This is a genomic window from Neobacillus drentensis, assembly GCF_036965245.1.
GTDB classification, from domain to species: Bacteria; Bacillota; Bacilli; order Bacillales; family Cytobacillaceae; genus Neobacillus; species Neobacillus drentensis_G.
In genome coordinates this window covers 1-326 of record NZ_JBALPG010000060.1, presented here as the reverse complement: position 1 = coordinate 326, position 326 = coordinate 1, and the positions used below count along the sequence as shown (strand labels likewise).

At 28.2% G+C, this 326-nt stretch carries 1 protein-coding gene; it reads right to left on the bottom strand.

Features of this window, described 5'->3' with window-relative positions; translation table 11 throughout:
- Positions 1-326: hypothetical protein (locus tag V7150_RS14360; protein WP_335519384.1), on the bottom strand; the 326-nt coding region annotated here is incomplete at both ends.

Sequence of the window (326 nt, the reverse complement as noted above, 5' to 3'; positions counted from 1 at the left end):
TCTGTTACTGCTTTTAATATATTGATAAAATGTTCAAAAATTTTTTCAATTTCATTGTTATCGAAAAGGCTTTCGTTAAATTCGATTCTCCCATTTATACCTTGCGAAATTTCACTAAATCTAATCCATATACCAAACTTAAGTTCTTTTAACAAAGGAATTTCCTTCAGCATAGTCACAGTATCAAAGATAACATTGTGATAATTGTCTGTTTTATTAAAACCACCCGAAAATTCAGAAAACTGAATGTTTGCTTCCTCACTTGCACTTCTAAAAGTTTCATTTTCATTTATCGCATTCTTAATAAAAGCATATCTGTATTGATT